6 protein-coding genes are annotated in these 6,234 nt (G+C 44.0%); 5 read left to right on the top strand and 1 reads right to left on the bottom strand.

What is annotated here, in order from left to right; all coding sequences use genetic code 11:
• Positions 1 to 12: 12 nt before the first annotated feature.
• Together der and Q7J41_RS04005 are read left to right on the top strand one after the other, a co-directional pair.
• Positions 13 to 1,332, top strand: coding sequence for a ribosome biogenesis GTPase Der (der, locus tag Q7J41_RS04000; RefSeq protein ID WP_304885466.1), 1,320 nt, complete (start codon positions 13 to 15; stop codon positions 1,330 to 1,332).
• 274 nt (positions 1,333 to 1,606) lie between these two features.
• Positions 1,607 to 2,590, top strand: coding sequence for a tyrosine recombinase XerC (locus tag Q7J41_RS04005; RefSeq protein WP_304885468.1), 984 nt, complete (start codon positions 1,607 to 1,609; stop codon positions 2,588 to 2,590).
• A 147-nt stretch (positions 2,591 to 2,737) separates the two neighbouring features.
• Here Q7J41_RS04005 and Q7J41_RS17765 read toward each other — a convergent pair whose 3' ends face one another.
• On the bottom strand, positions 2,738 to 3,160 hold the full coding sequence (locus Q7J41_RS17765) for a zinc-ribbon domain-containing protein (RefSeq protein ID WP_370650977.1): 423 nt from the start codon (positions 3,158 to 3,160) through the stop codon (positions 2,738 to 2,740).
• A 209-nt stretch (positions 3,161 to 3,369) separates the two neighbouring features.
• Between Q7J41_RS17765 and Q7J41_RS04010 the strand changes: the two genes are divergently transcribed.
• The 3 genes from Q7J41_RS04010 (at position 3,370) to Q7J41_RS04020 (ending at position 6,094) form a co-directional block, all read left to right on the top strand.
• Positions 3,370 to 3,846 (top strand): DUF6431 domain-containing protein, encoded by a 477-nt coding sequence (locus Q7J41_RS04010; protein ID WP_304885470.1) that lies wholly within the window; start codon positions 3,370 to 3,372, stop codon positions 3,844 to 3,846.
• Positions 3,847 to 3,939: 93 nt separating this feature from the next.
• Positions 3,940 to 5,301 (top strand): DDE-type integrase/transposase/recombinase, encoded by a 1,362-nt coding sequence (locus Q7J41_RS04015; RefSeq protein ID WP_304885471.1) that lies wholly within the window; start codon positions 3,940 to 3,942, stop codon positions 5,299 to 5,301.
• Entirely contained in the window at positions 5,294 to 6,094 is an 801-nt protein-coding gene (locus Q7J41_RS04020) for an ExeA family protein (protein WP_304885472.1), read from the top strand. Before Q7J41_RS04015 ends, Q7J41_RS04020 begins: the two co-directional genes overlap by 8 nt.
• Positions 6,095 to 6,234: the final 140 nt, after the last annotated feature.

Raw genomic sequence — 6,234 nt, forward strand, 5'->3', positions numbered from 1 at the left:
TGAGGAAATAAAATGCCAAAGCCTATCGTAGCAGTGGTTGGCCGCCCGAATGTGGGAAAGTCAACGCTGTTTAATAAATTAGTTGGAGAACGAATTGCCATCGTCGAAGATACCCCCGGAGTAACCAGGGATCGGATCATTGCCGACGCCGAATGGCAAAACCACCATTTTACCCTGATTGACACCGGCGGGATCGAACCCCATACCAAGGATGACATCTTATTACAAATGCGGCTCCAGGCTGAAATCGCCATAGATATGGCCGATCTGATTGTCCTGATGGTTGATGGTCGGGAAGGAATGACCGCCTCGGATCTGGAAGTTGCCAATATGATCCGGAAACATGACAAAGATGTTTTATTGGCCGTTAATAAGGTTGACAGCCAAGGTCTGGAAAACAACGCCTTTGAATTCTATAACCTGGGAATCGGGGAGCCACTGGCCATCTCGGCCGAGCAGGGTTTGGGTTTAGGGGATTTTCTAGACGAGATCATTAACCATGTTAAGCGTTATTACGACGAAGAAGAAACAGAAGATGAGCGTCTGCGAGTTGCCGTCATCGGTAAACCGAATGTGGGGAAGTCGACCCTAATTAATAAGGTGTTGGGAGAAGAGCGGCTGATTGTCAGCGATATTCCCGGAACCACCCGAGATGCCGTGGATACCAGCGTCAGATATGACGGGGAAGACTATGTGTTAATTGATACCGCTGGATTACGACGAAAGAAAAAAATCTATGCCGATATCGAACGTTACAGCATCGTCAGAGCCATTGCTGCCGTTGAACGAAGTCAGGTTGTACTGGTACTGATTGACGGATCCCAAGGCGTCACCGAACAGGATGCCAAAATTGCCGGAATCGCCCATAATCGATCCAAGCCATCGATCATTATTGTCAATAAATGGGACGCCGTAGAAAAAGACAATAAAACGATGAAGAAGATGGAAGATGATATCCGGGATGCGCTTTCATTTATGGATTACGCCCCGATTATCTTTATCTCGGCCAAAACCGGACAGCGATTGGGAAAAATATTTGAAACCATCGAATATGTTAAAGCTCAGAGCGCCAAACGAATCACCACCGGGAAGGTCAATGAAGCCCTGGCCGAATTTGTAATGATGAAACAGCCACCGTCAAAACATGGCCGTCGCTTGAAATTATATTATGCATCCCAGGTGGCCATTAATCCGCCGACATTTGTGGTGTTTGTCAATGATATGACCCTGGTTCATTTTTCTTATCAGCGTTACCTTGAAAACAAGATCCGGGAGACCTTTGATTTCTTTGGAACACCGATTCGCTTTTTTATCCGGGAGCGATCTGAATAACATTAAAAAATGATTTTAATTTAAAGAACGAAAATTTTGCAGCAGCATGTGCAGAATTTTCGTTCTTTTTGGATCGGCATTATTGGGCAGATTCCATACAGAGACTTTAATGTTTTGTCACGAAATGTAAGTTTCGTGACAAAACAGCTAAAATGTGATAAGCTATGATTAATACATCCATCTAAACCAGATTGCCATTATAATATATTTTAAACTGTCTTCTCACTGGATGACGCTCGCAAGCAACGACCAAATAAATTTTAGGAGTAATGTCATGACAACCCCAACAAATCCAACCGCTAAAATAATTCTGAACAACGCTTTGATCGATGAATTTCTGAATTATGTTTTGACGATTAAGGGTTACTCTGAAAAATCGGCTCAGGCCTACCGTTATGATCTGATTATCTTTTTTCGGTTTATTAAGCGCTATTTTGCCATGGTGCCCCAATCCCTTGATTTTGATGAGATTTTAATTGATGATGTCTCCATTGACGAATTGAAATCTGTTAATCTCGGCATTCTCTATGCTTTTCTTTCATATTCAAGTAAGGAGCGCCACAATTCAGACGCCGCCCGCAGCCGGAAGGTATCATCATTGCGCTCTTTCTTTAATTATCTTTGTAATAAACAGAAATACTTTCTTCCTAACCCGGTAACTGAACTGGAAATGCCCAAACTACCGGCTCGTCATGCCCGTTATCTTGAATGGGATGAAGCCGTGGATCTGTTAAAAGGAATCACTGGCCGTCATAAAGAACGAGACTTTGCCATTGTCACGCTATTTCTGAATTGCGGGATGCGGCTGTCTGAGCTCACACAAATTAAAATTTCAGATATTAAGAACGATGCCCTGCGGATCATCGGAAAAGGCAACAAAGAACGCACTGTCTTTTTAAACCATGCCTGTCTCAAAGCGATCAACCGCTATCTGGTGGTTCGCCAGGAATCAGACTCCCCCTATCTGTTTCTCAGCCAGCAGAATACCCCCATCAGTAATCGGGCGGTTCAGCATCTGGTCAAGAAACATCTGGCCAGTTGTGGTCTGAATACCGACGAAATCAGTGTCCATAAACTCAGACATACAGCGGCGACCCTAATGTTTCGTTATGGCAACGCCGATCTCCGCTCAGTCCAGGAAATCCTTGGCCATCAAAATGTATCGACAACCCAGATCTATACTCATATTAATGAAGAAACCCTACGGGATACTTTAAATCAAAACCCCCTATCTCAATTTGAAAGCGATGATGACTAATCGGTAAAAATAAGTAAAAAAAAATTTTTTGATTAAATTATATATTATGAACTTTATTCTAATGATAACTGGAAAATTATTGATAACAAAACGATGTTTTTATGAACTTTATTTCAAGAAAGGCATCAGTATTTTTCTGATACCTTTCTAAAAGAAATGTCTTTTCTTTTGTCTCAATCCTTTACAATATGGACACGAAGTCATATTTCTTTTCTGGTAATATACTCTTTGTTTCGGAGACATGTAATATTTATGATTACACTCATTACAATTCCACCAGACATTTTCTACGAGGTTATCTAAAACATAATCTGCATTAAATAATATATAATTATTGATGTCGTCCCATTCTTTCATTAAATCAGGATGTTTTATCATAAAACTATTATAACCAGGTAGAACTTTTATTCCTTTACAATACGGGCAAGAATCATCTCCAGCTTCACGTTCATTTATTAAATAACGATATTCCCCGCCGCATGTCGGACAGAGCCACGATACCCAGCTTTTGTTTACTTTTTGGTATGTCTCAGGGCCTCGTTCATTTGATGGGCTCCACTCTTTTATCAACTCAAAATCTGTATCTGTTTTAGGGATGGAAGTTTGTCAAGAAACAGCTTTCTTGCAATGCCGAGAATAGCCATATATAATGCCAGTATCAACTGGCATGGAGGTGAACAAAAAGCACCCCAATACGACTATATCCGACAAGATTGCCGCCGTACTGGGATGCCCCTAAAACATGATAATAATATCACAGTACGACATGATTTTCAATAATGAACAACAAATTTTTTATCAGGAGTAAAGAAGAAGCCATCTGCCCCTGCTGCGGGGAATCACTCATGGTAAAAGACAGTCGCAATCGCCATTGCCTCAATGGTAAAGGCGATCGGATCGAATTAAGAATTCGCAGGCTGAAATGCCGGTCTTGCGGGAAAATCCATACGGAACTTCCGGATTTCATCCAACCGTTTAAGCGTTATATTGCGTCGGTCATTGAAGCGGTTATCGATCAGACAACAACGAGCTGCCCGGCGGAAGGTTCTACCATGCGCAGATGGAAACAATGGTTTGGGCAGTCTGCTTCGACAATCAATGGAATCCTAATGGCGGCCAGTCTTTTTTTTACCCGAGAAGCCATTCCGCTGATGGTTCCGACTTCTTTACTCCAGACCCTGCGTGACACCGGTTCCGGATGGTTGAAAAAGGCCATGCGACAGCTTGTGAATTCCGGAAATTGGCCCCTGTTTTAAAAATGAACAACACACCTGCTTTGCATTTTGTCCAAATAACAGGCATAGTATACTGACGTTATCTCTAAACGAGGAACGAAAGGAGCCATGCTCATGAACAAAGAATTAAAACGAGAAGATGTTGCTGCACGTCGGTTAATGCTCATCACCCCACTCCTGGAGCCGGGATTGGATCCGGCAACGATCACGGCGTTAAAAAAGGAAATCAGCCAACGGGAGGCAACCTCCCCACGCTCACTGGGGCGCTATATTACCGCCTATTATAAGGATGGTTTTGATGGGCTCAAGCCGAAAACAGGCGATCGCCGAAATGCCAAAAACCTGCCGTCCAATTATGATGCAGTGGTGGAACAGGCTGTCATTCTCCGACGGGAACTTCCGTCCCGGAGTGTCCCCCAAATCATCACCATCCTGGAAATGGAAGGTTATGCCAAACCCGGAGAACTCAAGCGCAGCACCCTTCAGGGACACCTTCTGAAAAACGGTTATGGATCGAAACAGATGAAACTGTACCGTCAGAAAGGTAGTGCATCGCGGCGATTTCAAAAAAAACACCGGGGGATGTTGTACCAGGGGGATATCAAATATGGACCCTATCTGCCAATTGGTAAAAATGGAAAGCCAAAACAAGTTTACCTGTCTGCATTCATTGATGATGCTACCCGGTACATCGTGCATGCAAAGTTCTATGATAATCAAAAGGTGACGATCATTGAAGATAGCCTGCGTAGTGCACTCATGCAGTATGGCAAACCGGATGCGATCTACGTCGACAATGGGAAGCAGTACCGCTCCAAATGGCTGACCAACGCCTGTGCAAAGCTCGATATCCGGCTGCAGTATGCCAAGCCTTATCATCCGGAAGGAAAAGGAAAAATTGAAAGTTTCAATAAATATCTGGATGCGTTCCTGGCTGAAGCCGCCCTTTCAAAGCCCAAAACCTTGGCTGCACTCAACCAGCTCCTCGATGTCTGGATCCATGAGTATTATCATAAAAAGCCGCATACCTCTCTGGGTGATATTTCGCCAGAGATTGCTTTTAAAACCGATACCCGAGCCCTCACATTTGTAGATGTTGCCACATGCGCTAAGGCCTTTCTTCATTTGGAAGAACGAAAAGTTGATAAAACCGGCTGCATTAACTTTGCCGGACAACACTATGAAGTAGGTATGGATCTCATCGGTCGAAAAGTCGACATCCGCTATGATCCTCAGTGGCTCGAGGAGATTGAAATCCATCATAAAGACAAGATACCCTTTAAAATCAAACAACGCATTATCGGCGAAAACTGCGGTTGTCATACCGAACTGCCGGAGGGGATGTCGCCCCGGGAAGTCACCACCTCACGTCTTTTGGATGGCTTAAACAAAGCCAATATCACCAACCGGACAAAAAAGAAAGTGGCGGTTCTTTATGGCAACAAGAACAGTAGCGAGGACGAACTCAATGTTTGAAACTTTCTTTGACATGCAGCAAACCCCTTTGCTTAACAACATCCCGGTGAAGGCGCTGTACCTTTCGGATATGTTGGATGAAACCCTGGGACGACTTACCTTTGCGGCTCAACGTCAGCTCTTTGCCATTGTCACTGGAGATGTCGGTTGTGGAAAAACCACCGCCATACGCAAGCTGACCGACTCTCTGAGTCAGGATCACTATACCGTTTTGTATCTTTCCGATTCCAAGCTGACACCCCGGTGGTTTTACAAAGGACTGCTGGATCAACTGGGAATTGAATCAAAATTTTACCGGGGGGATGCCAAGCGTCAGCTCCATAAGGAAATTGAAATCATTCGCGGCGTGCATCGTAAACAGGTGGTCACCATCATTGATGAAGCGCACCTTCTGGCAAAAGAAACGCTGGAAGAAATCCGGTTTCTCCTCAATTACAAAATGGATTCCATGAGTCCCATGGCGCTGATTCTGGTTGGGCAGAATGAGCTCTGGGATAAGCTCAAGCTCCAGCAGTACGCCGCCATACGGCAGCGCATTGATATCAAGTGTGAACTGCCTCAGTTTGACCGTGCACAAACCGGCGAGTACATGAAACGGCATCTCGATTATAGCGGATGTACCCACGAAATCTTTACCGAAAAAGCCATGGACGAAATCTACCAGTACTCGGCGGGTTCAGCCAGAGCCATTAATAAAGTTGGGACTCATGCTCTGATGTATGCGGCTCAAAGAGCCAAGAAGATTATCGATGACCATATGGTAAAACTGGTCATTGACGGTGAATTACCATAAGAAAAACTGTTTTTCGTTGAATGAACAAAGCCATGATGATAACACATTATGGCTTAAAAACAACCACGTTCAGGCATGATATTCGTCTGTTTCAGGCAAATATGCAGAGCAGTTTCAGGCAACGATAGACAGCTATTACA

The organism is Acetobacterium sp., assembly GCF_030652775.1.
Lineage (GTDB): Bacteria > Bacillota > Clostridia > Eubacteriales > Eubacteriaceae > Acetobacterium.